The following is a 25,193-nucleotide window of genomic DNA, read 5'->3' as shown; positions in this document are numbered from 1 at the left end:
ACCACGGGATCTGCGGCAGCTCGTGGCCGATGCCGCGACCGGCTTCGATGCGGCCGTGCTGGACGCCGAGGGTTTCCAGGAGCGCCTGCTGGACTTCATGTTCGAGCGTCTGCGCAACCTGCTGCGTGATGGCGGGTACGCCGCCGACGTGATCGACGCGGTCCTCGCCCTTCGCCCGGTCCGGATCGATCTGGTGCCGGCGAGGCTGGACGCAGTGCGCAGCTTCTCGGCCATGCCCGAAGCCGAAGCGCTGGCAGCCGCCAACAAGCGTATCGGCAACATCCTCAAGAAGGCCGGTGTAGAAGCCGGCGAGCCGGACGTGGCCTTGTTGCAGGAAGCCGCGGAGAAGCAGCTCTTCCACAAGGTGGTCGATGTCGCACCATTGGTGCGTTCCCACATCGCCAACGAGAACTACACCGAGGCATTGCGCGAGCTCGCGGGTTTGCGCACCGAGGTGGACAGCTTCTTCGATAACGTCATGGTCATGGCCGACGAGCCGCTGACGCGTCAGAACCGTCTTGCCTTGCTTGCCATGCTGGCTGAGCTGATGAACGGCGTTGCCGATATCTCGCGCCTGTCCTCATGAAGCATGATGGGGCAAGCGTTCAAGTGTCAGTTGCCGGGAGGCGTTCGACGTGAAACTCATCATTCTCGACCGAGACGGAGTGATCAATCACGACTCGGATCAGTTCATCAAGTCGCCGGACGAGTGGAAGCCGATAGAGGGTTCGCTCGAGGCAATCGCCCGCCTCAACCAATGGGGGTGGCGGGTGGTCGTGGCTTCCAATCAGTCGGGTGTCGGCCGTGGCCTGTTCGGTATGGACACGCTCAACGCCATCAATGACAAGATGGTGAAAAGCCTCGCGCAGGTGGGCGGACGCCTGGACGCCATTTTCTTCTGCCCGCACTCCGCCGACTCGACCTGCGATTGCCGCAAGCCCAAGCCCGGCATGCTCATGCAGATCGCCGAGCGCTTCAACGTCGATCTGACCGGCGTACCAGTGGTCGGCGACAGCCTGCGCGATCTGCAGGCCGGCATTGCGGTCGGCTGCGAGCCTTATCTCGTGCTCACCGGGAAGGGGCTGAAAACCCGCGAGGATCCGGACTTGCCTTCCGATACCCGGATCTATCCTGATCTTGCCACGCTCGTTGCCGATCTTACTCACTGAACACCGACAACATGAACTGGATTCGCTCTTCGTTATTCGCGCTCGTGGTGTTGATCGTGACGCCGCCCTATGTCGTGTTTGGCTGGCTCACCTTTTTCCTGCCGCCCGATACGCGCCATCGCATCATCTCCTCGTGGGCGCATGTGGTGCTGTGGTTCGTGTGGCACCTTCTCGGCATCCGCTATCGGGTATTGGGTGAGGAGAATATTCCGTCCCGGCCGGTGGTGGTGCTATCCAAGCATCAGTCGGCCTGGGAAACCATGGCTTTGCAGCAAATCTTCCCCAAGCTCAGCTTCGTGCTCAAGAAGGAACTGCTGAAAGTGCCCTTTCTGGGCTGGGGCTTGGCACAACTTGAAATGATCGCCATCGACCGTTCCGCTGGCAAGGATGCACTGGAGCAAGTGGTTGATCAGGGGCGGGATCGTCTGCAGGATGGTTACTCGATCGTGGTCTTTCCGGAAGGGACCAGAGTGCCGGTCGGTCAGGCGCGTCGTTACAAGCTTGGCGGTGCATGGCTTGCGACCCAGACCGCAACGCCGGTGATACCGGTTGCGCACAATGCCGGCGAGTTCTGGCGGCGCAATGCCTTTCTCAAGAAGCCCGGCGAGATCACTGTGAGTGTCGGGCCGGTGATCGAGACCGAGGGGCGTACACCCCAGGAAGTCAATCAGCTTGCCGAGACGTGGATAGAGGGCGAGATGCATCGTCTGTTCCCCCACCATTTCGAGGGCAACTGAGAGCACGGCCCCTTGCCGGATGAGGCTTATCCGGCAAGGGGCAGGCTCTGGGGGCAACCCGCTCAGGATGTCCCATTGAGTTGCCCCAAAAGAAAAACCCCGCTTTCGCGGGGTTCTTCTTGTTGCCGTGTGTCGCTGGAAGCGATCAGGCGGCTTTCTTGCTCGCGGCCTTGGACGCGGTACCGACGACCTTGACGGTGGCGTTGGTGGCTGCGGTAACGTTGGCTTCGGCGATCTCGGCGACTTGCTTGGCGGCCTTGTTCACGCTGTCGTAGGCGCTGTTGGCGGCGGCAATGGCGGACTTGACCGCGGCAACGGCGACATCGGAGCCGGCCGGAGCGGACTTGGCTGCCTTGTCGAGGGCTTCGGCAACGCTCTTGTTCAGCTCGGCAACCTGGGCCTCGAACAGCTTGGAGACTTCCTCCTGGCTCTGGGTCGCGATCTCGTAGACGCTACGGTTGTAGGCGACGGCCTTCTCGACCATCGGCTGGGCCAGGGCGGCCTGCAGGCTCACGAACTCCTGAGCGTCCTTGGCGGACAGCAGCGCCTTGGTGTTGGCGATGGATTCCTCGAGCAGGGTGCGCGCGGTGTTCAGGTTCAGGGCGGCCAGGCGCTCGACGCTCGCGAAGGCGGCGTTGGCGACGGTCAGGGCGGCTTCGATGTTGGCTTTGCCGGAAGCGGCGAATTGCTCGGGGGTGGTGTACATGCGGATTTCCTCGGCTTGGTGGTTGTTGAATCGCAGATGAACAGCGTTGATGCGCTGCAACATGGATTGGATTATAGGTACCGGGTGCCGAGTGTCAAGTATTAATTGGCGCGGTGCACCAATCTAAAAGTAACCTGATTTTTCATGGGGTTGTCAGACATCTCCGGCTGTTCGTCATGGGGTATGACTTGCTGAGTGTGCGGTGCAAAAAAACGTGTCCCGCAATTGGGCGGGCGACTCGAAGCGCTGCCAATACCGTGCCGGTCGGTCCGGTCTCAACGCCGACGTGTCAAAAGCGCACGGCTGCGCCCATCTCAGGCGCAGCCGTGAATGGGGAGCGTTTAGAGGTGCCTGAAGTCAGCCTTGCGCTTGGCTACGAAGGCGGCCATGCCTTCTTTCTGATCCTGCAGCGCGAATGCCGAGTGGAAGACCCGCCGTTCGAACAGCAGACCTTCGTTCAGGCTGCTCTCGAAGGCGCGATTGACCGACTCCTTGATCATCATCACCACCGGCAGCGAGAAGCCGGAGATCGTGGTTGCGACCGACATCGCTTCATCCAGAAGTCGATCGGCGGGTACGACGCGTGCGACCAGTCCGGAGCGTTCGGCCTCGTCTGCGTTCATCATTCGTGCGGTCAGGCACATGTCCATTGCCTTCGCCTTGCCGATGGCGCGGGGCAGCCGCTGCGTGCCGCCGGCACCCGGCAGCACACCGAGCTTGATCTCGGGCTGGCCAAATTTTGCGCTGTCGGCGGCGATGATCATGTCGCACATCATCGCCAACTCGCAGCCACCGCCCAGCGCGTAGCCGGCCACCGCGGCGATCACTGGCTTGCGGCAGGTCTTCACGCGCTCCCAATTGCGGGTGATGTAATCGCCCTTGTAGGCGTCCATGTAGGAGAACTCGGCCATGGCACCGATATCGGCACCGGCGGCAAAGGCCTTCGCGGAGCCGGTGATGACGATGGCGCCGATGTTCTCGTCGGCCTCGAATGCGTCCAGGGCTTTTCCGACTTCGTCTACGAGCGCGTCGTTGAGCGCATTGAGGGCCTGCGGGCGATGAAGCGTGATCAGACCGACGCGGTTGCGGGTCTCGACGATGATGTTCTCGAAACTCATGCTGTCTCCGTTTGTGAGTGGTTGTGGTGTGAGGGCGCCAGCCCCCGGATCAGTTGCCGCCGCGCGGCTGGATGACCGCGCGCACGCGACCGTCGCTACCTGCCGAGCGCTGGCTACGTGCGGCGTATTGTTCGGTGAGTGCATCGTATTCGATGTAGTCGCCTCGCACCTCGTCTCCACCGGAGCGGACCTTGGCGCGCTCGAAGAGCTTCGCCTGTTCGCTGCGGGTGTCGTACTCGATGCGCACCGCCTCACCTTCGACGTATTCATCCAGGCCTTCGCGCCTTTGCCGGAAACGGGCCAGGCCATCCTGGCCGCCGGTGGCAATGCCGGTCTCGAAGCCGTCGGCGCCTTGCATCACGACAAGTCGTTCGCCGCGAATCGAGAGTGAGCCCTGGGTAAGAATGACGTTGCCCTCGAAGGTGTGGGTCTTGCTGCGGTCATCGACGGTGACCCGGTCGGCTTCGATGTTGACAGGTTGGTCGCGGTCGGCGCGTTCGGCTAATGCTGTCACCGGAAAGGCCAGCAGGGCGCACAGGAGGCAGGTGACATGGAATCGGTTCAGCTTCATTGTGATGCTCCGGATGAGCGAGGCGGCATGGTGACGCGCGCATCGCCGATGAGTTCGAAGGTGCCAAAAATGTTGTCCGCGCGCATGGCGTTGCCGTGGGCGACCGTTCGCCCCTGAGTGAGCACAACCGGGTCGTCGGTGGCAGCGCGCTGATCGTCCGGCCACAGCGTGAGAGTGTCGGACAGCACCGAGATGTCGGGGTTGCCGGCGATGCCGTCACGATAGATCTCGGCGTTGCCCTGCAGGTAGAGCACTTCGCCGCCTTCGTGCGATTCCCCGCGGTTGGCGAAGGCTCTGAGCAGGCCTTCCTCGGTTTCATAACGCAGGCGAGGGAGTTCGAACTCAGTCACGTCTCCTAGCGGGTAGTGACGGACTGTTTCGGCCACGAGCGTGTAGCGCAGTTGTCCATCGTCGCCAAAATGGCTGATTCGGATGTTCTTGCCGATGAAGTCCGGGTGTTCGCGGACCTCGGCTGCAGGACGAGGTTCTTCACTGCGTGTGACCCGCTCAAGCCACACTGTGCCGGCAGCCAGCGCGGCGAGCGCGATTACCGGATAGAGACGATCAATGGAAGTCAGCATCGTGACGCATCAGTCCAGATAGTCAGCAAGCATGCGTTCGAGATCTCCGCGCGCATCCAGAATCAGATCGCAGACTTCGCGCGCCGCGCCACGCCCGCCTGAGCGCGCGGTGACGAACTGCACATGCTGTTTGACGAAGTCGTGGCCGTCGGCGGTTGTGGCCGAGAAACCGCAGGCGCGCAAAATCGGGAGATCGACGACGTCGTCTCCCATGTAGCCTGCTGCACGCCAGTCCAGCCCGCGTTGGGCCAGTAGCCCGCCCAGACATGCGCGTTTGTCTTCGACTGCCATGTGCAGTTCGCGGATGCCGAGGTTCGCGGCACGCAACTCCAGCGCGCGCGACCGGCGTCCGCTGATGATGACCACCTCGACCCCGGCGGACTGGAGCATCTTGAGTCCGTGGCCGTCCAGACTGGAAAACGCCTTGATCTCGTCTCCGCCAGGGGTGAAGTAGAGACTGCCGTCGGTCAGGACGCCATCGACATCGAACCCCATCAGGGCAACGCGCGATGCAGTTTCGCGTACGTTCATCAGATCACCTTGGCCTGCATCAGATCGTGCGTGTTGAGCGCGCCGACCAGAGCGCCATCGTTATCGACGACCAGCAATTGACTGATCCGCAGGCGTTCCATCATCTCGGCGGCCGTAACCGCGAGCGCATCGGGTTCGATGGATTGCGGAGCTGCGGTCATCACGTCGGCCAATACGGCGGTACGGATGTCGACTCCGCGCTCCAGAGCGCGCCTCAGATCACCATCGGTGAAGATCCCAATGACCCGGTCGCCGTCATCCACTACAGCCGTCATGCCGAGCCCGCCTCGCGACACCTCGAGCAATGCGGTCGCGACCAGCGCCTGGCGGTGGGTACGCGGCACGGCCGACGCAGGGCGCATGACATCGCGCACATGAGTGAGCAGCCGTCGGCCGAGCGCGCCACCCGGATGTGCGCGGGCGAAATCCTCGCTGCTGAAGCCGCGCGCATCGAGTAGCGCGACCGCCAGTGCGTCGCCCAGCGCCAGCGCTGCTGTCGTGCTCGCAGTCGGTGCGAGGTTGAGCGGGCAAGCTTCTTCCTGCACTGCGGCGTCCAGGTGAACGTCGGCTTCACGGGCCAATGGCGACCCTGGGTTGCCAGTAATCGCGATCAGGCTTGCGCCCTGGCGCTTGACCAGCGGGACGATGGTGAGCAGTTCGTCGCTTGCGCCCGAATTGGACAGCGCGACCACTACATCCGCCGGCGTGATCATGCCGAGGTCGCCATGTGCAGCTTCTGCAGCGTGCACGAAATACGCAGGCGTGCCGGTGCTCGCCAGAGTGGCTGCGACCTTGCGGCCGATGTGCCCCGATTTGCCGATACCGGTGACCACGACCCGCCCGCTGCGATTCAGTATCAGCGCGACTGCCTGGGCGAAGGCTGGCCCGATTCGCTCGGCAAGCGCCGCGACTGCGGCGGCTTCGATGCGCAGCACCCGCTGCGCCATCGCAATCGCCTTGTCGTTCGAGGTGTCGATGTAGGCCGTCTTGTTCATGGGTTCCGATCAATCGATCCCGGCCTCTTGAGTCCGGCAACCGGTGCGTGAGTTTCCCGATTTGAAAGGCCATAGAGTATAGCAGCAGGCGTCCCGCACACTGACTGCGTACCAGCGTCTGAGCCCTTCATTGGTCGCCGGTCTTGCGCGTGTGTGCGGGACGCGACACGACCATGTGTTCGCGTGTCGTGTGTCACGCTGCGGTCTGCGTAGCTCCCTTCAGCTCTTGTGTGATCCCGTTGCGGATGGCAAGGTCATGCAACAGGGCGCTGCCTCGCAGTCGCGGTGCGGGTTGTTGAACGGACGCGGGTGCTACGACCTGACTGCACTCTGATAAACTTACTGGTTTTTTTAAATCCCCCAGGAGCGACAACGTTTGGCCCCAGAGAATCCCGACCCTCTTGTCAGGCTTGAAGGCGTTCGTTTTGCTTACGGCGAAAACGAGATCCTCAAGGGCGTCGACCTCACCGTGCGTCGTGGCCAGGTTATCGCCATCATGGGTGGCAGTGGATGTGGCAAGACCACGTTGCTGCGCCTCATCGGGGGGCAGATCATGGTTGACGCGGGTCGAGTCGAGCTCGCCGGCCGGAACCTGGCCGAAATCAGTCGGGCCGAGCTCTATGACATGCGTCGCCGCATGGGGATGTTGTTTCAGTTCGGTGCCTTGTTCACCGACATGAGCGTGTTCGACAACGTTGCCTTTCCGTTGCGCGAGCACACAGACCTCTCACCCGAACTGGTGCGCGACCTGGTGCTCATGAAGCTCAACGCCGTAGGCCTGCGCGGCGCCGAGCGCCTGATGCCGGCGGAACTCTCGGGAGGCATGGCTCGACGCGTGGCGCTGGCACGAGCGGTTGCGCTGGATCCAATGCTGATCATGTACGACGAGCCTTTCGCCGGGCTGGACCCCATTTCGTTGGGCGTCATCGGTCAGCTGATACGCCGTCTCAACGATGCCCTGGGTGCGACCTCAATCATGGTCACCCATGACGTCCATGAGTCGCTTGAGATCGTCGACTATATTTATTTTGTTTCCGAGGGGCGCATCGTCGCCCAGGGCACGCCCGATCAGATCCGCGAGTCTCAGGATCCTTTCGTGCACCAGTTTGTGTGCGCCGAAGCCGATGGCCCGGTGCCCTTCCATTACCCCGCGGGTTCGCTCGACGAGCACTTCTTCGGCAAGGAGCTGCGCACGTGACCGAGCTCTTGCGCAACATCGGGTCGATGGCAATCAATGGCGTCTGGCGTCTCGGGCTGGCCGCGCGCTTTTTTGCGTTGCTGCTGCGCTATTCCGGCCAGGCTTTCCTGCGATTTCATCTGACCATTCGTGAAATCTACTACGGCGGGTTTCTGTCGCTGCTCATCATCGCGGTTTCCGGCCTCTTCGTGGGCATGGTGCTTGGCCTGCAGGGCTACGAAACCCTGCAACGGTTCGGCTCCGGAGATGCGCTTGGCGTTCTGGTCGCACTTTCGCTGGTGCGTGAGCTTGGGCCGGTCGTCGCCGGCCTGCTTTTCGCCAGTCGCGCCGGATCGGCGATCACCGCGGAGATCGGCCTGATGAAGGCGACCGAGCAGCTAAAGGCCATGGACATGATGGCCGTTAATCCCATTGCGCGCGTCGTCGCACCGCGTTTCTGGGCCGGGGTCTTGTCCATGCCGCTTCTGGCGGCGATCTTCTCCGCGATGGGCGTGCTGGGTGGCTGGTTGATCGGGGTCGTGATGATCGGTGTGGACGAGGGGGCCTTCTGGTCGCAAATGCAGTCTGCTGTCGATTTTCGCTACGACATCATGAACGGCGTGATCAAGAGCGTGGTCTTCGGCGTAGCGGTTTCCTTGATCGCGGTGTTCGAGGGCTACGATTGCTCGCCGACAGCCGAAGGCGTGTCGCGCGCCATCACGCGCACGGTCGTGGGCTCGGCGCTTGCGATCCTCGCGCTCGATTTCGTTCTTACCTCTTTCATGTTTCGGGGTCAGTCATGAGTCGCACCACACTCGACCTGTGGGTAGGGGTTTTCGTCGTTATCGGGATCGCCGCCCTGTTCTTTCTCGCACTGCGCGTGGGCAATTTCGCGGGCGTCGATTTGTCCGAGACCTATACCGTCAAGGCGCGCTTCGACAACATCGGCGGTTTGAAGGTGCGGGCCCCGGTCAAGAGCGCCGGTGTGGTTGTGGGGCGGGTCGATTCGATCGTTTTTGACACCCACACCTATCGCGCCGAGGTGGAATTCACCATCGCGACGCGCTACGAGTTTCCGCGTGACACGATTGCATCGATTCTGACCTCGGGTTTGTTGGGTGAGCAGTACATCGGTCTGGATGCCGGAGTCGACTTCGACATGCTGGGTGACGGCGACCTCGTCCAGATGACCCAGTCGGCGGTGGTTCTCGAAAAACTGATTGGTCAGTTCATGTTCGATCGCGCAGGCGCGGCGAACGACTGACCGCATTGACAGCAAGAAAGGATAATCATCATGCATGCACTGACCCGGATCGCTGCGCTTTTTCTGGCGGTCGCGATGCTCGCCCTATCCGGCTGTGCCAGCACGCCGCGCAATCCGGACGATCCGCTGGAGCGATACAACCGCGCGATGTTCAGCTTCAACGACGGTGTCGACCGGGCGCTGGTCCGCCCCGCCGCCCAGGTGTACGAGACGGTGACGCCGCGCCTCGTTCGCACGGGAGTCGGGAACTTCTTCGGCAATATCGCTGACGTATGGATCGGCCTCAACAATATGTTGCAGGGGAAGGTTGGCGACGGCATGTCCGATTGGATGCGCTTCATGGTCAACTCCACTTTCGGTATCTTCGGTCTGTTCGACGTGGCCAGTGAGATGGGCCTGCCGAAGAACGACGAGGATTTCGGCCAGACTCTGGCGGTCTGGGGGGTCGGAGAAGGACCTTATGTGGTGCTGCCACTGCTCGGGCCTCGTACCCTGCGCGACGCGGCGGCGCTGCCGGTGGACATGAAGGGCGATCCGGTCGCGTCGCTCGATCATGGCCAGACGCGGGCCGCCTTCGCTGTGCTTCGCGTAGTCCATGGGCGTGCGAAGCTGCTGCCGCTTGATGCGACGCTCGAGGACGCACTCGACAAGTACGCCTTCGTGCGCGACTCGTATCTGCAGCGTCGCCGTTTCCTCGTCCATGACGGCAACCCGCCGCTCGAATACGAGGATTTCAACGGTGAGTACGAAGATGACAACGGCCACTCCAGTTTGCTGCCTGTTCGCACGATGTCCGATGCAGTGGCGGAGATGGCCATTGACAGTCTCGAATTGGTGACATTGGTGGAGGCTGACGCCGTTCAATCCGGCTTTGCAATCAGGTGAATGCGATGAAGTTTCTTGTTTCCATGGCGGTTGCTTTGCTCGTCTGCTTGGCGCCGGCAGCCGGTCTGGCCGACGAGCTCGGTCCCGATCAGCTCGTGCGCAAGTTGTCCGAAGACGTCATCGAGATTCTTCGAAAAGACGAGGCACTGCGTAACGGTGACACCACTGCTGCGGTGCGGCTGATTGAGGAGGCGGTGCTCCCGCACTTCAATCTGCGCCGCATGACGATGCTCGCGGTGGGCCGTGACTGGCGTGAGGCCACGCCGGAGCAGCAGAAGCGCTTGATCGATGCGTTCTATGGGATGCTGGTCCGCACATACTCGAATGCCCTGACACAGTATCGCGACCAGACCATCGAAATGCGGCCTTTGCGTATCAGCCCGGACGAAACCACGGTGCGGGTGCAGACGGCGATCAGACAGTCGGGTGCCCAGCCGGTTGGGGTGGATTACATGATGGAACGCACGGCCGATGGCTGGAAGGTGTTTGACATCGTCGTGGCCGGCGTGAGTCTGGTGACCAACTATCGCGGCACTTTCACCCAGGAGATAAGGGCTGGCGGTATCGATGGTCTGATCCGCTCGCTTGAGAGCCGCGGGCACGACAGCACTATCTCCAGTCAGTCGTGATGACCTCCACGGGTTCGCGGACGATTGCGCCGGCAGGGGCGCTTACGATGGCGACGGTTCGCGCCTGTCAGGAGGAGGGGCGTGCGGCACTTCTGGAGGGTGACCTGGCCCTCGACCTGAGCGGGGTGACCGAAACCGACTCCGCAGCCCTCGCCTGTATCTTTGATTTGTTCCGCGCAGCACGTGCCCGCGGTCGTCAGCTGCATCTCATCGGCCTTCCCGAGGAGTTGCGCAGTCTGGCGAGCGTGTATGGGGTGGCCGAGTTGCTGCCCGATGCGGGTTGATCAGGACCCGAATGACACCTGCAATCCGTATCGATTCGGTGACCAAGCACTATGGTGCTTTCCAGGCACTTGCTGGCGTGAGCCTCGAGGTTGCCCAAGGTGAATTCTTCGGTCTGCTCGGTCCAAACGGGGCCGGCAAGACCACGTTGATCTCGTCGCTCGCGGGCTTGACGCGTCCCTCCTCTGGTACTCTTGAGGTCATGGGGCACGACGTCGTGACCGACTACCGTCGGGCGCGCATGAAGTTCGGCGTGGTGCCCCAGGAACTGGTTTTCGATCCCTTCTTTTCGGTACGCGAACTGCTGCGCATCCAGTCGGGTTACTTCGGTATCGCCCGCAATGAAGAGTGGATCGACGAAGTGCTCGACAATCTCGATCTGCTCCCCAAGGCCAACGCCAACATGCGCACGCTCTCGGGCGGTATGAAACGACGGGTGCTTGTGGCTCAGGCGCTGGTTCATCGGCCGCCGGTGATCGTGCTCGACGAGCCGACCGCCGGGGTCGACGTCGAGCTGCGCCAGGGTTTGTGGCAGTTCATCCGCAAGCTGAATCGCGATGGCCATACTATCGTGCTCACCACACACTACCTCGAAGAGGCCGAAACGCTCTGTGGCCGGATTGCGATGCTCAAGGCTGGCAAGATCGTCGCGCTCGACAGCACGCGGGCGTTGCTCAAGCAGTTTGCATCACACAGCCTGCGTGTCAGGGTGACCGATGCGGATGCGGCGCTTGCTGTCGGTGGGGTGATTGAGGACGGCAGTTGGGTGACATTCGGTTTCGACGCCTATGCCGATGTCGAGCAGTTGCTCGCGCGGCTGCGCGAGGCTGGGGCTGGTGTCGAGGAGATCCAGATCGGCGAGCCGGATCTTGAGCGGGTTTTTGTCGAGGTGATGAATCGTGCCTGACCGTGAATCCGAGCGCTTTTCGCCGTGGATCGGCTTCCGGACCCTGTTCTACAAGGAGGTCTTGCGATTCTGGAAGGTGGGCTTTCAGACCGTGGCGGCGCCGGTGCTCAACGCGGTGCTGTTCCTGCTCATTTTTTCCCATGTGCTGGATCGTCATGTCACCGTCTATGGCGATATCAGCTACACCACCTTCCTGGTGCCGGGGCTGATCATGATGTCGCTCTTGCAGAACGCCTTCGCCAACAGCTCGTCGTCGCTGATCCAGAGCAAGATCACCGGTAACATCATTTTCGTTCTGCTGCCGCCCATCTCGTACCGTGAGTTCTTCACCGCTTATGTCACAGCGTCGGTGTTGCGCGGCCTGATGGTCGGCGTAGGTGTCTGGCTGGTTGCGGCGCCCTTCGTCGATCTGCCGATGGCGCATCCGCTGTGGGTGTTGATGTTCGCGGTCCTTGGAGGCGCCATTCTGGGTTCGTTCGGCGTCATTGCCGGTATCTGGGCCGACAAGTTCGATCAACTGTCGGCGTTCCAGAACTTTCTAATCATGCCGCTGACCATGTTGTCGGGCGTTTTTTATTCCATTCATTCCCTGCCCGGACTCTGGCAGAGCATTTCGCACGTGAATCCATTTTTCTTCATGATCGACGGGTTCCGTTACGGTTTCTTTGGTCAGTCCGACGTGTCACCGTGGCTCAGCCTTGCAGTGGTCGGCGCGTGTTTTGTCCTGCTTTCGGCACTGACCCTGTCAATGCTGGCCAGGGGCTACAAGCTTCGTAATTGAGGAATCACCATGTTTCAAGCATCCGAAATCAAGCGACTCATCATGGCCGGTCTGCAATGCGATTTCATCGAAGTCGAGGGTGATGACGGCGTGCACTTCCAGGCGATCGTCGTGAGTCCGGTGTTCGATGGGATGAGTACGCTGAACCAGCACCGTGCGGTGAAGGCGACTCTGGGCTCCCTGATGGGCAACGAGATCCATGCCCTGGGACTGAAGACCTACACGCCAGCGCGCTGGGAAGTCGTCCGCAAGGAACTCGATCTCTGAGAAGCGCAAAATGGACAGTCTACTGATCGAAGGCGGTGCCCGGCTGCGGGGCGAAGTCGCCATCTCCGGCGCAAAAAATGCGGCGCTGCCGATTCTTTGTGCCGCCTTGCTGAGCGCCGAGCCGGTCACCTTCACCAACGTGCCGCGCTTGCGCGACATCCGGACCTTGCTGGACCTGCTGGCGCAGATGGGCGTCAAGGTCGAGCGCGACGCGGATCGTGTGACGCTGGATGCCTCAAGCCTCGACAATCCGGTTGCGCCCTACGAGATGGTCAAGACCATGCGCGCATCGATTCTGGTGCTTGGCCCGCTGGTTGCGCGCTGCGGCGAGGCGAGGGTGTCGTTGCCGGGCGGTTGCGCCATCGGTGCGCGTCCGGTGGACCAGCATATCAAGGGGCTGCAGGCGATGGGCGCCGAGGTGACGGTGGAGCATGGTTATGTGCATGCGGTCACCAAGCGTCTCAAGGGTGCACGATTGTTTACCGACATGGTCACGGTGACCGGCACCGAAAACCTGATGATGGCAGCCTGCCTCGCCGATGGTGAGACCATCATCGAGAACGCCGCCCGTGAGCCCGAAATCGTCGACCTGGCAAATTGCCTGATCGCCATGGGGGCCAGCATCTCGGGCGCTGGCACCGACGTTATCCGCGTGCGCGGCGTCGAGCGCCTGCACGGCGCGACCCACCGCATCATGCCGGACCGCATCGAAACCGGCACCTACCTGTGTGCGATCGCCGCCACCGGTGGTGACGCCAGGCTGACCGGCACCTCGTCCGGCTATCTGGACGCCGTGGTCGACAAGCTCATCGATGCCGGTTGCGAGATCGATTGCGAACGCGACGCCATCCGCCTCAAGGCGCCGGCGAGGCGGCTCGCGGTCAATATCCGGACAGCACCCTATCCGGCCTTCCCGACCGACATGCAGGCGCAGTTCATGGCCTTGAACGCGGTTGCCGAAGGCACAGCGGTAATTCGTGAGACGATTTTCGAGAACCGCTTCATGCATGCGGTGGAGCTGCAGCGTCTGGGCGCAGACATCAGCATCGACGGCAATACTGCCGTGGTTCGGGGCGTGGCTTCACTGCAGGGAGCGAACGTCATGGCGACCGACCTGCGGGCTTCGGCCAGCCTGGTCATTGCCGGTCTGGTCGCCGAGGGCGAGACCGTAGTCGAACGCATCTATCACCTGGATCGAGGCTACGAGCGGCTGGAGGAGAAGCTCGGTGCTCTTGGTGCGCGAGTGCGCCGCGTGAGCGCCTCCTGATCATGATGCCCGGGACGGCGCTTGCCTCCCGGGCATCAATCAGTTTGCGGCAGTATTTCAGAGATCGAAATCGCCTTCGCGCTCCGGCTGCCTGACGACTTCGAGAACTTCCAGATGCACTTCGCGGCCCTCGACCGTGGGCCAGTCGATCTTCTGGCCGACCGACATGCCAAGCAGGGCGCTGCCGGCGGGTGTGAGGATCGAGACATAGCCTTCACCGATGTTACCCGGGTAGACCAGTGTCAGTTCGCGTTCACGCCCGCTCGGATGCTCGCGAACCCGTGCGCGGCTGTTCATCGTGATGACGTCTGGCGGCATATCGGCGGCTTCCCGCACCTCGGCACGATCGAGTTCGGTGCGCAATCCGTCGAGATCCCTTCGGTTGCGCATGTTCGGATTGTGAAGCAGTCCCTCGAGACGCTCGAGATCGAGCGCGGAAACGATGATTTCGGGTTTCATGAATGAATCCGGTAAGAACGTTGAGCCGGGAAGCAGGCAAGACGATGGCGGGGAATCAGGACTGTGGAGCGGAGCGCGGAGCAACGGCTACGCTGTTCACCACCTCGTTTGGCCGGGAAGCGTCTGTTTCGGGTGACTCAGGTTTGTCCGAGGACTCGAAACAAGTAAAAAAGCCGAGTCCGCATGCGCGACTCAGCCGTTGTGATAAGGCTAACACGGTCGCCCGCGGGTTACAATCACCGGTCCGAATATATCAAGGTTGCCTTCGTGTCCCGCATTACGCTGGCCCTTTCAAAAGGGCGAATCTTCGAGGAAACCCTGCCCTTGCTCGCGGCAGCCGGCATTGTCCCGACCGACGACCCGGAGTCTTCTCGCAAGCTCATCATCGAAACCAACCGGCCCGAGGTGAGGTTGGTCATCGTCCGGGCGACCGACACGCCGACTTACGTCCAGTACGGCGCGGCCGACCTCGGTATTGCGGGTAAGGACGTCCTGCTTGAGCATGGCGGCGATGGGCTTTACCAGCCGCTCGATCTCAACATCGCCCGCTGCCGCCTGTGCGTGGCGGTGCGCAAGGGTTTCGACTACCAGGCGGTGGCCCGCCCGGGCGGACGCATTCGCGTCGCCACAAAATACATCAACAGCGCCAAGGCACATTTCGCCGAAAAGGGCATGCACGTCGACCTGATCAAGCTCTACGGCTCGATGGAGTTGGCGCCACTGGTCGGCCTGGCCGATGCCATCGTCGACCTGGTGTCGACCGGCGGCACCTTGCGCGCCAACAATCTCGAGGAGGTGGAGGACATCATGCCGATCAGCTCTCGCCTCGTGGTCAACCAGGCTGCGCTCAAGCTCAAGCGTGACCTGATTCAGCCTGTGCTGGACGCTTTTTCCGGAGCCATCAAGCCATGAGTGAACCCGTCCAGGTCTGCGCCGAGGTGCGTCGCCTCGACGCGCGAGAACCCGAGTTTTTGAATACGCTCGAGGCCTTGCTGGCCTTCGAGGATACTGCCGACGCCCGCATCAACCAGGCGGTGACCGAGATCCTCGCTGCGGTGCGCAACACCGGCGACCCGGCCGTAATTGAATACACCCGTCGCTTCGATCATGTCGAGGCTCACGGCATGGTCGATCTCGAACTGCCGGCGAGCGCGCTCAAGGCAGCGCTGGACAGCCTCTCTGTCGAGCAGCGCGAAGCGCTCCGCATTGCGGCCGACCGTGTCCGCCAGTACCACGAGCGCCAGCTTGCCCAGTCCTGGGAATACACCGAGGCTGACGGCACCCGCCTGGGTCAGAAGGTGACTCCGCTAGACCGTGTGGGACTCTATGTTCCCGGTGGGCGGGCGAGCTATCCGAGCTCGGTGCTGATGAACGCGATCCCGGCCAAAGTCGCCGGCGTCGGCGAGCTCATCATGGTCGTGCCAACCCCCCGTGGGGAGCGCAATCCCCTGGTTCTCGCTGCGGCTGCCATCACGGGCGTGGACCGGGTATTCACGATCGGCGGCGCACAGGCGGTGGCTGCGCTTGCCTACGGCACCCAGACCATTCCCCAGGTCGACAAGATCGTCGGCCCCGGCAATGCCTTTGTTGCCGAGGCCAAGCGCCGCGTATTCGGGACGGTCGGTATCGACATGGTGGCCGGGCCTTCCGAAGTGCTCATCATCTCCGACGGCAGTGGCAACCCCGACTGGGTGGCGATGGATCTCTTCGCCCAAGCCGAGCACGACGAACTCGCCCAGTCCATCCTGCTGTGTACCGACGCCGACTTCATCGATGCGGTGGCCGCAAGCATCGACCGCTTGTTGCCGACCATGCCTCGTCGCGAGACCATCGCCACCTCGTTGACCAACCGCGGCGCACTGATCCATGTCGACAGTCTGGAGCAGGCCTGCGCGATCGCCAACCGCATCGCACCCGAGCACCTCGAGCTCTCGCTCGAGAACGCCGCTCAGTGGATCGACCACATCCGTCACGCCGGTGCGATCTTCGTCGGACACTGGTCGGTCGAGGCTCTCGGCGACTACTGCGCCGGCCCCAACCACGTGCTGCCCACGATGCGCAGCGCGCGCTTCTCGTCGCCGCTCGGCGTTTACGACTTCCAGAAGCGCACCAGCATCATCGAAATGTCCGAAGCCGGCGCGCGCTCGCTCGGCAAGGTCGCCTCGGTGCTTGCGCATGGAGAAGGGCTTCAGGCCCATGCGCGCTCGGCTGAGATGCGAGTAGAGGGGCACTGAACTCGTCGGTGGGTGATTTGCGCGGCGCTCCGCACATGTAATGGTGCCGTGCTCCATAGGTCGGCAAAGTCGCAGCTTGTGCGCGGCGTAGCGAGGGGGTGGTGACGGTTGCCCGCGAGGCGACTTTGCCCGAGCGCATGCCGCTGTTGGCGAGCATAACGGCCGCGATTCCTGCTGTCTGAGGCCGAAGGTCGAGTTCAGGGATCGCAGCGAAGCGAGCTTTACAGCGGCAGCGCGAGTGGCAGTGGAGCCGAGGGGGCGACCGTCAGCAGCCCCTCGCGATTAGTGGGCACGGCCGTATCTCTGGACGGCTCGCGGCGGTTGTCCCCGATGCCGGAAGGGTGGCCTCGAGGCTTTGCTCTCCCTATCGACCCAGGATCGCCCGCAAGGCATCAATCAATGCCCGGCACTGCTCTTCGGTTCCCACCGTGATACGTAGGAACGGATGAATCCTAGGCTTGGCAAAGTGGCGCACCAGAATGGCGCGCTCACGCAAAGCCTGGGCGAGGGCTGCACCCTCGTGGTCAGGGTGGCGGGCGAAGACGAAGTTTGCCCCTGACGGCAGAACCTCGAAACCCAATGCCTTGAGATCCTGGGTCATTGCCTCGCGGATCGCAACGACCCGTTCGCAACTGTCGCGGAAGAAAGCCTCGTCCTCAACCGACGCCATCGCCCCGGCCAATGCCAGACGGTCCAGCGGATAGGAGTTGAAACTGTCCTTGACCCGGTGCAAGGCCTCGATCAGTTCCGGATGCCCGATCGCGTAACCGACGCGCAGGCCGGCAAGCGAACGCGATTTCGAGAAGGTGTGCACCACCAGCAGGTTCGGGTAGCGGTCCGCCAGCGTGACCGCGCTCTCGCCGCCGAAATCTACGTATGCCTCGTCCACCACGACCACGCAGTGCGGGTTGGCGGCGACAATGCGCTCGACGTCTGCTAGTGGCATGAAGATGCCGGTCGGAGCATTGGGGTTGGCGAAGATGATGCCGCCGGCTCGCGAGTCGTCATCGGGCAGGTAGTCGCGCGGGTCGATCGCGAAAGCGTCGTTCAGCGGCCTGGTTTCATACGCGATGTCGTACAGACCGCAATAAACCGGATAAAAGCTGTAGGTGATGTCCGGAAACCAGATCGGCGCTTCGTGGCGTAGCAGGCCCATGAAGACATGCGCCAGCACCTCGTCCGAGCCATTGCCGACGAAGACCTGATCGTGGGATAGCCCGAAGCGTGCGGCCAGCGAGCGGCGTAGCGCGTCGGCGGTCGGGTCGGGGTAAAGCCTCAGCGACTCGCTGGTTTCCTCTCGAATCGCCTCGAGCGCGCGCGGCGACGGGCCGAACGGGTGTTCGTTGGTGTTGAGCTTGATCAGGTTGGCGATACGGGGTTGTTCCCCGGGCGCGTAGGGGGTCAGCCCTTTGACGATCGGGCTCCAGTAGCGGCTCATGGGTATCTGCTTCTCGAGGGTTTGGTCGTGTTGCGGCGGGCTCTTGCCGACCTTCGACAACGTGTTCGCGTTTGTGGTTGCGCAGTGCAGCGATGGTATCATGGCCGATCCAACCATCAGTCACCGCCAAGCGGTTACGGTAAAGCAAATGCGGCAGTCAGAAGTCAGCCGGGACACCCTTGAAACCCGGATCACCGTAAGTATCAACCTCGACGGCAGCGGCAAATCCGCGCTCGCCACCGGCGTACCGTTCTTCGATCACATGCTCGACCAGATCGCGCGCCACGGGTTGTTCGACATCGACATCCGTGCCGACGGCGATACCCACATCGACGACCACCACACCGTGGAGGACGTCGGCATCACCTTTGGTCAGGCCTTTGCCAAGGCGCTGGGTGACAAGAAGGGCATCCGCCGCTACGGCCATGCCTACGTCCCGTTGGATGAGGCCTTGTCCCGGGTCGTCGTCGACTTCTCCGGCCGCCCTGGCCTGCACTACTTCGTCGAATACACCCGTGCCCGCATCGGCAACTTCGACGTCGATCTGGCTCGTGAGTTTTTCCAGGGCTTCGTCAATCATGCAGGGGTGACCCTGCATATCGACAACCTGCGTGGTGACAACGCACACCACCAGTGCGAGACGATCTTCAAGGCCTTCGGTCGTGCGCTGCGCATGGCGGCAGAACGCGATGAACGTGCAGCGGGCACGATCCCGTCCACCAAGGGATCGCTCTGATTCCGGTTGATCACTCACTCGCCAGACAGGTGAGCCGATATGGCTGATGTAGCAATCGTCGATTACGGAATGGGCAACTTGCGCTCGGTGTGCAAGGCCATCGAGCATGTGGCCGAGGGCGCCGAAGTCGTCATCACTTCCGATCCCGCCGTGGTGCGGGCGAGCACTCGCGTCGTGTTTCCGGGGCAAGGCGCAATGCCCGACTGCATGCGCGAACTCGATGCCCGCGGCCTTCGTCCCGCTGTGCTCGATGCCGCCGCGAGCAAACCCTTTCTTGGTATCTGTATTGGCCAGCAAATGCTTTTCGCTCACAGCGAAGAGGGTGATGTATCCGGCCTCGGTGTTTTTCCGGGCAACGTCGTCCGTTTTCCGCCGGCCGAGTCGATGCCAACCGCCGATGGGGGTCACCTCAAGGTGCCGCATATGGGCTGGAATCAGGTCTGGCAGCGTGCCTCCCACCCGCTTTGGGCCGGCATTCCGGACGGCGACCGTTTCTACTTCGTCCATAGTTACCATGTCGTACCGGCCGATGCTGCGCTGATCGCCGCCGAAACCGAATATGGCCAAAGGTTTACCAGTGCAGTCGCGCGGGATAATATCTTCGCCGTTCAGTTTCACCCTGAGAAAAGCGCCGCGGCAGGCCTGCGTCTGTTGTCGAACTTCGTTGGCTGGGCCCCCTGAAAGCCGGCCCGGCGTTCCCATTCCTCTCTCACGCGACAAGCACCCCCTCGATCATGCTGCTCATTCCCGCCATCGACCTCAAAGACGGTCAGTGTGTACGCCTCAAGCAGGGCGAAATGGACGACGCCACGGTCTTTTCCGATGACCCGGCGGCCATGGCCCGTCACTGGGTCGAACGCGGTGCACGCAGGTTGCATCTCGTCGACCTCAACGGCGCCTTTGCGGGCAAGCCGCGCAACGCCGAGGCGATCACCGCCATCATCGATGCAGTCGGTGACGACCTGCCGGTTCAGCTCGGGGGCGGGATTCGCGACCTCGACACGATCGAGGCCTATCTCGACAGTGGCATCAGCTACGTCATCATCGGAACCGCGGCGGTCAAGAATCCCGGCCTGCTCCATGATGCCTGCGTCGCATTCCCCGGACACGTGATCGTCGGTCTCGACGCCAAGGACGGCAAGGTGGCCACCGATGGCTGGTCCAAGATGACCGGCCACGACGTCATCGATCTTGCCAAGAAGTTCGAGGACTATGGCGTCGAAGCCATCGTCTACACCGATATCGGTCGCGACGGCATGCTCAGTGGCGTTAATGTCGAAGCCACGGTAAGGCTTGCCCAGGCGCTGCGCATACCGGTCATTGCCAGTGGCGGCATCGCCACGCTGGCGGACATCGATGCCTTGTGTGCGGTGGAAGACGAAGGCGTGATGGGCGCGATCACGGGGCGGGCGATCTATGAGGGTACCCTCGATTTCGCGGCTGCTCAGGCGCGCGCCGACGAACTCAATGGTGGCCCGGCCTGATGCTCGCCAAGCGCATCATCCCCTGTCTTGACGTCAATGCGGGACGGGTCGTCAAAGGCGTGAATTTCGTCGAACTTCGCGACGCGGGTGACCCGGTGGAAATCGCACGTCGCTACGACGAACAGGGTGCGGACGAGATCACCTTTCTCGACATTACGGCGAGTTCCGATGCGCGCGATATCATCCTGCACGTCGTCGAACAGGTAGCGGAGCAGGTCTTCATTCCCCTGACCGTCGGTGGCGGTGTGCGCACCGTCGAAGATGTGCGACGCCTGCTCAATGCGGGTGCGGACAAAGTCAGCATCAACACCGCAGCGGTGAATAACCCCCAAGTGGTGGCGGATGCGGCCGGCAAGGTCGGTAGCCAGTGCATTGTGGTTGCCATCGATGCCAAGCAGACCGCGCCTGGCAAGTGGGAAGTGTTCACTCATGGTGGGCGCAACAACACTGGCCTCGATGCCATCGAATGGGCGCGCAAGGTCGTCTCTCTGGGCGCGGGCGAGATCCTGCTTACCAGCATGGATCGCGATGGCACCCGGATTGGTTTCGACCTCGCCCTGACCCGCGCAGTCTCGGATGCGGTTGCCGTGCCGGTGATCGCGAGTGGCGGAGTCGGCTCCCTCGAGCATCTCGCCGAGGGTGTCGCCGAGGGACATGCCGATGCCGTGCTCGCTGCGAGCATCTTTCATTTCGGCGAACACACGGTGCGCGAAGCCAAGGAGTTGATGCGCGCGCGCGGTATAGAGGTGCGCCTGTGACGCTTTCGGAAAAGTGGCTGGAAGAGATTCGTTGGGACGAGAACGGCCTCGTCCCGGTGATCGCTCAGGAAGCGGCGACCGGCGACGTATTGATGTTTGCCTGGATGAACCGTGAGGCGCTCGCACGTACCGCGGCACTTGGTGAGGCAGTGTATTGGTCCCGTTCGCGCAATCGACTATGGCACAAGGGCGAGGAGTCCGGCCACACTCAGAAAGTCCGTGAGATCCGCACGGACTGTGACAACGACGTCATCCTCTTGAAAATCGAGCAGACAGGCGGCATCGCCTGTCATACCGGCCGGCACAGTTGCTTTTTTCAGCAGCATTTGTCGACTGGTGAGTGGCTGAGCGTTGATCCGGTTTTGAAGGCACCTGAGGACATCTACAAATGATCGATATCGAAGTGTTGCACCGTGTGGCGAACACGCTGGCCGAGCGCAAGGCGGCCGATCCGGATTCGTCCTATGTTTCCAGTCTGTACGCCAAGGGAACCGATGCAATCTGCAAAAAGGTCGCGGAAGAGTCGGCCGAGACCATCATGGCCTCCAAGGACGGCGACCTGCTTCACATCGTCTGGGAGGTCACCGACCTTTGGTTCCACACCATGATTCTGCTTGCGCATCATGGTTTGACCGTGGATGACGTGCTGGCGGAGTTCCGTCGCCGTGAGGGCGTCTCCGGCATCGACGAAAAGCGATCCCGAAGTGAGTGAGGCTGGCCTGATGCAAGACTGTCTGTTCTGTCGCATCGCCCGGGGCGAGATCCCGGCGAAGAAGCTCTACGAAGACGATGAAATAGTCGCCTTCTACGACATAAACCCGATCGCGCCAGTGCATTTTCTCGTGATTCCTAAGGTTCACGTAGCCTCGATGGACGAACTCGGAGACGAGCACGCCGCGGTGATGGGCAAGTTGATGGTCGTCATTGGAAAACTTGCGCGGGAACAAGGATGCACCGATGGTTTTCGAACCATAGTGAACACCGGTCGGGTGGGGCGTCAGGAGGTGTATCATCTGCATGTTCACGTGCTCGGTGGCACGGATGTTCTGCCGCCGATGTTGAAGCGTTAAGGAGAAATCAATGGGTTCATTCAGTATCTGGCACTGGCTGGTCGTGCTGGTCATCGTCATGCTGGTCTTCGGTACCAAGAAGCTGCGCAACATCGGTCAGGATCTTGGCGGTGCGGTGAAGGGCTTCAAGGAAGGTATTCGCGAGGCGAACACCGAAGCCGATACCGATGCAGAGAAGCAGAAGCTGGCCAACGAGAAGACCATCGACGCCGAGGTGCGCGAGAAGTCCGACAAAGTCAAATCCTGATAAAGCGTGGATGCGACATAGACAAGGGGCGCGAGACGCCCCTTGCTTTTCGGTCTGCATCCCTGCGGCGTTTTCTAGAGACCCAGGCACTGCGATCGGTCATGACTGGCGTCAGCATCGGCACTCGGGCAATTCACATTCCGGAACTAGGCTGAAATGTTCGATTTCGGTTTCACTGAACTGTTGTTCATTGCGCTGGTCGCCCTGATCGTGGTCGGCCCCAAGCGCCTGCCCAAGGTTGCACGCACCGCGGGCCACCTGCTGGGCCGCCTTCAGCGCTACGTTTCAGACGTCAAATCCGACATCTCGCGCGAGATGCAGCTCGAGGATCTCAAGAAACTCCAGCAGCAGGTCGAACAGCAAGCCCGTGATCTCGAGAAATCGGTTCGCAACGAAGTGAGCCAGGTCGAAGGCGACCTCAAGAAGGGCGCGGCCGAGATCGAGAAAAGTGTCGCACTCGACGAGAAGTCAGCGGCGCCCGTCAGCGACAAGTCGCACGCTCCGGCCACGGACAAGCCGCCGATTTCGGACACCGTTGCCGAGAGTCCGGTCGAGCAGATCGAGTCACCTGACAATCAGCTGAAGCTTGGGCTCGAACAGGTGCCGGTCAAGCAGACTGGGGACAAGTCATGAGCTCCACCCAGGACACCTTCATTTCCCACCTCGTCGAGTTGCGGGATCGTCTATTGCGCGCGATCGTCGCCATTCTGGTGTTCTTCGTCGTCCTCATGCCCTGGGCGGGGGACATTTACGACCTGCTCGCCCTGCCGATGATGAACACCTTGCCCGAGGGGACGAACATGATCGCCACCGGGGTGGTCACGCCGTTCTTCGTGCCGGTCAAGGTGACCTTGCTGGTCGCCTTCCTGATTGCATTGCCCTATGTGCTGCACCAGGCGTGGGCCTTCATTGCGCCGGGTTTGTATGCACACGAGCGCCGAATCGGTCTCCCGCTGGTACTCGGCACGACGCTGCTGTTCCTGCTGGGCATGGCGTTCTGCTATTTCTTCGTGTTCGGCACGGTATTCAAGTTCATCAACGACTTCGCCCCAGCCAGTATCATGGTGGCGCCGGATATCGAGGAATACCTCTCCTTCGTGATGACCTTGTTCATCGCGTTCGGCATCACCTTCGAAGTGCCGGTGGTGGTGATCCTGCTCGTCAAGGCGGGGGTCGTGTCGGTGGCCCAGCTCAAGGAGGCCCGCCCCTATGTGATCGTCGGCGCTTTCGTGATCGCCGCGATCATCACACCGCCGGATGTCATCTCACAGTTCATGCTGGCGGTGCCGATGATCCTGCTCTTCGAGGTCGGCATCGTCATCGCCCGCATGCTGTCGAAGCCTGTGCCAGCGGCGAAGGGTGACTACGCGGCACCGAGTGAAGATGAAGTCGATGCCGGGCTGGACCGCATCGAAAAGACCGACAAGAAGGGCGACTGAACGAGCTTCGCCTGCGGCCTGTCTCGTTCCCGGGCTCGCCTCGAAAGACTCGCTGCGCTCGCTTCTCCCCTCAAAGGGCAAGAGACCCTCGAGGCGGTCCTTCGTGTTTCTGAGGGTATCGTGCTCCATACAATGAGGAAGCGGGCGACTACGGAGCGCTTCTCCCACTGGCGAAGCAGAGCAGGCTCAAGTCAGGCGGGCTAGCGACCCGACTGCGTCGGTCGCCTGCCGATCCGGACGTCTAGCTCGAGCTCGCTCGCATTGCGTCGGACCCGGAAGCGCGAGGTGTCACCGGGCGTGCGGGCCGCGACCATTTCCAGCATCTCGCGTGCGCCACGTACGTCCTGGTCGTCCATGGCGACGAGGATGTCGCCCGGACGCAGTCCGGCGCGTTCGGCCGGGCTGCCTCTGAGTACGCCGGCGATCATTGCGCCGCTTGTCATTTGCCCACCCGCCGGCGCGTCGAGATCGCGGACCAACTCACGGATTTCCACTCCGACCCAGCCGCGAGTGACCTCGCCGTTGGCGACGATTTGCTGCAGCACGTCGCGGGCGAGCGATACGGGAATGGCAAAGCCGATGCCAAGTGAGCCACCCGAGCGCGAGTAGATAGCGGTGTTGATGCCGACGAGATCCCCGCTCGCATCGACGAGGGCGCCCCCTGAATTGCCGGGGTTGATCGCGGCGTCGGTCTGGATGTAGTTCTCAAATGTGCTGATGCCGAGTCTTGTGCGTCCGAGCGCCGAAACAATGCCCATCGTCACGGTCTGGCCCACCCCGAAGGGGTTGCCGATCGCAAGAACGACATCCCCGACTTCGAGACTGTCGGGGGCGGAGAAGGCGATGGCCGGCAAGTCGCCCGCGTCTGCGATGCGCAGCACCGCAAGGTCGGTTTCGGGGTCGCGGCCGATGAGCTCAGCGGGAAAGCGCCGTCCGTCATTCAGCGAGACTTCAATGCCGTCGGCTGTTTCGACGACATGGTTGTTGGTCAGGATGTAGCCTTCCTTGCTGACGATAACGCCCGAGCCCTGGCCGGTCGGGCTTTGTCTTGGGGGGTCTCGATCGCCGAAGAAGTGGCGATAGAAAGGGTCGTCCGCAAGGGGGTTGCGTGCGGAGGAAGCGTTGCGGCTTGTCAGGATGTGCACCACTGCCGGCATGGAGCGACCGGCGGCCACTGAGTAGGAACCCGGCGGGACGACGCGCTCGGCGTCGGAGCGTATCGGAGGCGACTGGACGATGGTCAGCGTGCCGGGGCCGACCGGTCGCGAGTTCAGCCATTCCGGTGCAAGCGCACTGAGAACAAACAGTACTGCCACCGCCAGCGTGACGGTCTGAGCGAAGATCAACCACAAGCGGCGCATGAATCGGGTTCCGTCAGGGTTTCGGATCGGACGGCTGCACCAAGTCTGTCGTGCCGGAGCGAAGGCAGACCGGGTTGCAGCACTTGCGAGTTCCGCGCTT

The 25,193-nt window shown here is 62.0% G+C and carries 34 protein-coding genes; 25 read left to right on the top strand and 9 right to left on the bottom strand.

Annotation, left to right across the window (positions count from 1 at the left end):
* The 3 genes from GPA21_RS06520 to GPA21_RS06510 all read left to right on the top strand — a co-directional run.
* Nucleotides 1-586: DALR anticodon-binding domain-containing protein (locus tag GPA21_RS06520; RefSeq protein WP_246261801.1), on the top strand; the 586-nt coding region annotated here is incomplete at its 5' end.
* A gap of 49 nt (nucleotides 587-635) precedes the next feature.
* Entirely contained in the window at nucleotides 636-1,169 is a 534-nt protein-coding gene (gene gmhB / locus GPA21_RS06515) for a D-glycero-beta-D-manno-heptose 1,7-bisphosphate 7-phosphatase (protein ID WP_168987403.1), read from the top strand.
* An 11-nt stretch (nucleotides 1,170-1,180) separates the two neighbouring features.
* Entirely contained in the window at nucleotides 1,181-1,906 is a 726-nt protein-coding gene (locus GPA21_RS06510) for a lysophospholipid acyltransferase family protein (protein WP_168987402.1), read from the top strand.
* A 145-nt stretch (nucleotides 1,907-2,051) separates the two neighbouring features.
* On the opposite strand, the gene GPA21_RS06505 is transcribed toward GPA21_RS06510, so the two are convergent.
* From GPA21_RS06505 to GPA21_RS06480, 6 genes are all read right to left on the bottom strand, one after another.
* On the bottom strand, nucleotides 2,052-2,612 hold the full coding sequence (locus GPA21_RS06505) for a phasin family protein (RefSeq protein WP_168987401.1): 561 nt from the start codon (nucleotides 2,610-2,612) through the stop codon (nucleotides 2,052-2,054).
* A gap of 341 nt (nucleotides 2,613-2,953) precedes the next feature.
* A complete protein-coding gene (locus tag GPA21_RS06500; protein WP_168987400.1) occupies nucleotides 2,954-3,730 on the bottom strand; it encodes an enoyl-CoA hydratase in 777 nt (258 codons plus the stop codon).
* A gap of 49 nt (nucleotides 3,731-3,779) precedes the next feature.
* Entirely contained in the window at nucleotides 3,780-4,301 is a 522-nt protein-coding gene (lptA, locus tag GPA21_RS06495) for a lipopolysaccharide transport periplasmic protein LptA (RefSeq protein WP_168987399.1), read from the bottom strand.
* Nucleotides 4,298-4,882 carry an LPS export ABC transporter periplasmic protein LptC gene (gene lptC / locus GPA21_RS06490; RefSeq protein ID WP_168987398.1) on the bottom strand — a complete coding sequence of 195 codons (585 nt, stop codon included), beginning with the start codon at nucleotides 4,880-4,882 and terminating at the stop codon, nucleotides 4,298-4,300. Before lptC ends, lptA begins: the two co-directional genes overlap by 4 nt.
* 9 nt (nucleotides 4,883-4,891) lie before the next feature.
* Complete coding sequence (locus GPA21_RS06485) at nucleotides 4,892-5,413, bottom strand: KdsC family phosphatase (protein ID WP_168987397.1); 522 nt, start codon at nucleotides 5,411-5,413, stop codon at nucleotides 4,892-4,894.
* Nucleotides 5,413-6,408, bottom strand: coding sequence for a KpsF/GutQ family sugar-phosphate isomerase (locus GPA21_RS06480; RefSeq protein WP_168987396.1), 996 nt, complete (start codon nucleotides 6,406-6,408; stop codon nucleotides 5,413-5,415). Before GPA21_RS06480 ends, GPA21_RS06485 begins: the two co-directional genes overlap by 1 nt.
* A gap of 376 nt (nucleotides 6,409-6,784) precedes the next feature.
* Between GPA21_RS06480 and GPA21_RS06475 the strand changes: the two genes are divergently transcribed.
* From GPA21_RS06475 to murA, 10 genes are read left to right on the top strand one after another with little or no spacing between them, the layout of a single operon-like run.
* Nucleotides 6,785-7,606: an ABC transporter ATP-binding protein gene (locus tag GPA21_RS06475; RefSeq protein WP_168987395.1), complete on the top strand. Its 822-nt coding sequence runs from the start codon at nucleotides 6,785-6,787 to the stop codon at nucleotides 7,604-7,606.
* A gap of 26 nt (nucleotides 7,607-7,632) precedes the next feature.
* Nucleotides 7,633-8,388: a lipid asymmetry maintenance ABC transporter permease subunit MlaE gene (gene mlaE, locus GPA21_RS06470; RefSeq protein WP_168987408.1), complete on the top strand. Its 756-nt coding sequence runs from the start codon at nucleotides 7,633-7,635 to the stop codon at nucleotides 8,386-8,388.
* On the top strand, nucleotides 8,385-8,849 hold the full coding sequence (gene mlaD / locus GPA21_RS06465; protein ID WP_168987394.1) for an outer membrane lipid asymmetry maintenance protein MlaD: 465 nt from the start codon (nucleotides 8,385-8,387) through the stop codon (nucleotides 8,847-8,849). Before mlaE ends, mlaD begins: the two co-directional genes overlap by 4 nt.
* Nucleotides 8,850-8,879: 30 nt before the next feature.
* Nucleotides 8,880-9,734: an MlaA family lipoprotein gene (locus tag GPA21_RS06460; protein WP_168987393.1), complete on the top strand. Its 855-nt coding sequence runs from the start codon at nucleotides 8,880-8,882 to the stop codon at nucleotides 9,732-9,734.
* Nucleotides 9,735-9,739: 5 nt separating this feature from the next.
* Complete coding sequence (locus tag GPA21_RS06455) at nucleotides 9,740-10,363, top strand: MlaC/ttg2D family ABC transporter substrate-binding protein (RefSeq protein WP_168987392.1); 624 nt, start codon at nucleotides 9,740-9,742, stop codon at nucleotides 10,361-10,363.
* Nucleotides 10,363-10,647, top strand: coding sequence for an STAS domain-containing protein (locus tag GPA21_RS06450; protein WP_168987407.1), 285 nt, complete (start codon nucleotides 10,363-10,365; stop codon nucleotides 10,645-10,647). Before GPA21_RS06455 ends, GPA21_RS06450 begins: the two co-directional genes overlap by 1 nt.
* 11 nt (nucleotides 10,648-10,658) lie before the next feature.
* Nucleotides 10,659-11,552 carry an ABC transporter ATP-binding protein gene (locus tag GPA21_RS06445; protein WP_168987391.1) on the top strand — a complete coding sequence of 298 codons (894 nt, stop codon included), beginning with the start codon at nucleotides 10,659-10,661 and terminating at the stop codon, nucleotides 11,550-11,552.
* Entirely contained in the window at nucleotides 11,545-12,333 is a 789-nt protein-coding gene (locus tag GPA21_RS06440; protein ID WP_339379841.1) for an ABC transporter permease, read from the top strand. Before GPA21_RS06445 ends, GPA21_RS06440 begins: the two co-directional genes overlap by 8 nt.
* Before the next feature lie 9 nt (nucleotides 12,334-12,342).
* A complete protein-coding gene (locus GPA21_RS06435; protein WP_168987390.1) occupies nucleotides 12,343-12,600 on the top strand; it encodes a BolA family protein in 258 nt (85 codons plus the stop codon).
* Nucleotides 12,601-12,610: 10 nt separating this feature from the next.
* Complete coding sequence (gene murA, locus GPA21_RS06430) at nucleotides 12,611-13,867, top strand: UDP-N-acetylglucosamine 1-carboxyvinyltransferase (protein WP_168987389.1); 1,257 nt, start codon at nucleotides 12,611-12,613, stop codon at nucleotides 13,865-13,867.
* Between the two features lie 57 nt (nucleotides 13,868-13,924).
* Here murA and rnk read toward each other — a convergent pair whose 3' ends face one another.
* Nucleotides 13,925-14,326, bottom strand: a complete 402-nt coding sequence (gene rnk / locus GPA21_RS06425; RefSeq protein WP_168987388.1) for a nucleoside diphosphate kinase regulator — start codon at nucleotides 14,324-14,326, stop codon at nucleotides 13,925-13,927.
* 267 nt (nucleotides 14,327-14,593) lie between these two features.
* Between rnk and hisG the strand changes: the two genes are divergently transcribed.
* Complete coding sequence (hisG, locus tag GPA21_RS06420; protein ID WP_168987387.1) at nucleotides 14,594-15,238, top strand: ATP phosphoribosyltransferase; 645 nt, start codon at nucleotides 14,594-14,596, stop codon at nucleotides 15,236-15,238.
* A complete protein-coding gene (gene hisD, locus GPA21_RS06415; protein ID WP_168987386.1) occupies nucleotides 15,235-16,560 on the top strand; it encodes a histidinol dehydrogenase in 1,326 nt (441 codons plus the stop codon). The genes hisG and hisD overlap by 4 nt, the downstream gene beginning before the upstream one ends.
* A 364-nt stretch (nucleotides 16,561-16,924) precedes the next feature.
* Here hisD and hisC read toward each other — a convergent pair whose 3' ends face one another.
* Nucleotides 16,925-17,998 carry a histidinol-phosphate transaminase gene (gene hisC / locus GPA21_RS06410; RefSeq protein WP_168987385.1) on the bottom strand — a complete coding sequence of 358 codons (1,074 nt, stop codon included), beginning with the start codon at nucleotides 17,996-17,998 and terminating at the stop codon, nucleotides 16,925-16,927.
* A 148-nt stretch (nucleotides 17,999-18,146) separates the two neighbouring features.
* Here hisC and hisB point away from each other — a divergent pair, with 148 nt between their 5' ends.
* From hisB to tatC, 10 genes are all read left to right on the top strand, one after another.
* On the top strand, nucleotides 18,147-18,734 hold the full coding sequence (gene hisB / locus GPA21_RS06405; RefSeq protein ID WP_168987405.1) for an imidazoleglycerol-phosphate dehydratase HisB: 588 nt from the start codon (nucleotides 18,147-18,149) through the stop codon (nucleotides 18,732-18,734).
* Nucleotides 18,735-18,773: 39 nt separating this feature from the next.
* On the top strand, nucleotides 18,774-19,415 hold the full coding sequence (gene hisH, locus GPA21_RS06400) for an imidazole glycerol phosphate synthase subunit HisH (protein ID WP_168987384.1): 642 nt from the start codon (nucleotides 18,774-18,776) through the stop codon (nucleotides 19,413-19,415).
* Nucleotides 19,416-19,468: 53 nt separating this feature from the next.
* The gene (hisA, locus tag GPA21_RS06395; protein WP_168987383.1) at nucleotides 19,469-20,218 is read left to right on the top strand and encodes a 1-(5-phosphoribosyl)-5-[(5-phosphoribosylamino)methylideneamino]imidazole-4-carboxamide isomerase; all 750 of its coding nucleotides are present in this window, start codon (nucleotides 19,469-19,471) and stop codon (nucleotides 20,216-20,218) included.
* The gene (gene hisF / locus GPA21_RS06390) at nucleotides 20,218-20,976 is read left to right on the top strand and encodes an imidazole glycerol phosphate synthase subunit HisF (protein WP_168987382.1); all 759 of its coding nucleotides are present in this window, start codon (nucleotides 20,218-20,220) and stop codon (nucleotides 20,974-20,976) included. Before hisA ends, hisF begins: the two co-directional genes overlap by 1 nt.
* On the top strand, nucleotides 20,973-21,368 hold the full coding sequence (gene hisI, locus GPA21_RS06385) for a phosphoribosyl-AMP cyclohydrolase (protein WP_168987381.1): 396 nt from the start codon (nucleotides 20,973-20,975) through the stop codon (nucleotides 21,366-21,368). Before hisF ends, hisI begins: the two co-directional genes overlap by 4 nt.
* Nucleotides 21,365-21,688 carry a phosphoribosyl-ATP diphosphatase gene (locus tag GPA21_RS06380; protein WP_168987380.1) on the top strand — a complete coding sequence of 108 codons (324 nt, stop codon included), beginning with the start codon at nucleotides 21,365-21,367 and terminating at the stop codon, nucleotides 21,686-21,688. The genes hisI and GPA21_RS06380 overlap by 4 nt, the downstream gene beginning before the upstream one ends.
* 10 nt (nucleotides 21,689-21,698) lie before the next feature.
* Complete coding sequence (locus tag GPA21_RS06375; protein ID WP_168987379.1) at nucleotides 21,699-22,046, top strand: histidine triad nucleotide-binding protein; 348 nt, start codon at nucleotides 21,699-21,701, stop codon at nucleotides 22,044-22,046.
* Between the two features lie 10 nt (nucleotides 22,047-22,056).
* On the top strand, nucleotides 22,057-22,293 hold the full coding sequence (gene tatA / locus GPA21_RS06370; RefSeq protein WP_168987378.1) for a Sec-independent protein translocase subunit TatA: 237 nt from the start codon (nucleotides 22,057-22,059) through the stop codon (nucleotides 22,291-22,293).
* Nucleotides 22,294-22,449: 156 nt separating this feature from the next.
* Complete coding sequence (tatB, locus tag GPA21_RS06365) at nucleotides 22,450-22,926, top strand: Sec-independent protein translocase protein TatB (protein ID WP_168987377.1); 477 nt, start codon at nucleotides 22,450-22,452, stop codon at nucleotides 22,924-22,926.
* Nucleotides 22,923-23,732, top strand: coding sequence for a twin-arginine translocase subunit TatC (tatC, locus tag GPA21_RS06360; protein WP_168987376.1), 810 nt, complete (start codon nucleotides 22,923-22,925; stop codon nucleotides 23,730-23,732). The genes tatB and tatC overlap by 4 nt, the downstream gene beginning before the upstream one ends.
* Before the next feature lie 200 nt (nucleotides 23,733-23,932).
* Here the strand turns inward: tatC and GPA21_RS06355 are convergent, their stop codons facing one another.
* Complete coding sequence (locus GPA21_RS06355) at nucleotides 23,933-25,093, bottom strand: trypsin-like peptidase domain-containing protein (protein WP_168987375.1); 1,161 nt, start codon at nucleotides 25,091-25,093, stop codon at nucleotides 23,933-23,935.
* Nucleotides 25,094-25,193 lie beyond the last annotated feature (100 nt).

This window comes from Azoarcus taiwanensis (assembly GCF_012910885.1).
In the GTDB taxonomy this organism is placed as follows: domain Bacteria; phylum Pseudomonadota; class Gammaproteobacteria; order Burkholderiales; family Rhodocyclaceae; genus Azoarcus_F; species Azoarcus_F taiwanensis.
Note: the sequence above shows the minus strand (reverse complement) of the source record. Positions and strands in the feature narration are given on the sequence as shown.